Origin of the sequence: Desulfogranum japonicum DSM 18378, assembly GCF_000429945.1 — a bacterium.
GTDB classification, from domain to species: Bacteria; Desulfobacterota; Desulfobulbia; order Desulfobulbales; family Desulfobulbaceae; genus Desulfogranum; species Desulfogranum japonicum.
Genome location: NZ_AUCV01000135.1, coordinates 1 through 1,000, shown reverse-complemented (window position 1 = coordinate 1,000; position 1,000 = coordinate 1). Strand labels below are relative to the sequence as shown.

Below are 1,000 nucleotides of genomic sequence, written 5' to 3'. Positions count from 1 at the left end.
TCCGGGAACATATTGTACTCACCGGTGAGCGGACCATTGAGGACCCCGGAGGTATCCGGAAACATGGTTGTCTTGATGCCGATCAGACCTGCGAGACGTTTAATCTCTTCCATGTCAGAAGGCTCAACCCACCCTGGAATAATATTGATTTTACCATTTTTCTTCTCCTGCGGTTCAGCCAACGCAGCCATGGCTTTTACCATATTGGAGAAACCAGTCACATGGGAACCAACGTAACTGGGGGTGTTTGCACCCAGCACAGTCTTACCCTCTGGGATTTTTCCATCCTTTTCCGCCTTCATGAATATCTGCGGCAGATCATCACCGATGGTCTCGGAAAGACAGGTGGTATGCACGGCAATGACATCCGGCTCATAGACGGTAAAGATGTTGTCAATCGCCTGCATCAGGTTCGCCTGGCCGCCGAAAACCGACGCACCCTCAGTAAAAGAGCTGGTTGCAGCGGAAATAGGCTCTTTGTAATGCCTGGTCAAGGTACTTCGGTGATATGCGCAGCAACCCTGGGATCCATGACTGTGAGGTAAACACCCTTTGATACCGAGTGCTGCGTACATGGCACCGATAGGCTGACAAGTCTTGGCCGGGTTAATGGTCAAGGCCTTGCGCTCTGTAATTTCTTTTGGTGTATGCTGTAATAACATGTTCGTAACCTTCTAATATCTTGTGTTTATTCCCAAACGTAGGTCGCGGAAAGCTCTGGGTTTTCCTGCCAGGGCGCCTTCATGTAACCCCAGACCCTGCTGTTTACCAGACGATCTATTTCTTTGTAGAAATTCACCGCACCCTTGAAGCCTGCGTACGGTCCGCCGGAGTCGTAGCTGTGCAGCTGCTTCATCGGTATGCCGAGCTTCTGGATGGAAAATTTCTCTTTGATACCGGCACAGAAAATATCCGGTTTCATCAGCTCGACCAGTTTTTCCGCTTCGTACTGGTTCAGGTCATCGATAATCAGGGTTCCCTGATCCATCTCGGCGTTCAT

The 1,000-nt window shown here is 50.1% G+C and carries 2 protein-coding genes; both read right to left on the bottom strand.

Annotated features, from left to right (window positions below; genetic code table 11):
- The coding region (locus G493_RS0122800; protein ID WP_028582206.1) for a nitrogenase component 1 at positions 1 to 662 on the bottom strand (662 nt) is incomplete at its 3' end.
- 26 nt (positions 663 to 688) lie between these two features.
- On the bottom strand, positions 689 to 1,000 hold a 312-nt coding region (locus G493_RS30890), incomplete at its 5' end, for a nitrogenase component 1 (protein WP_035275777.1).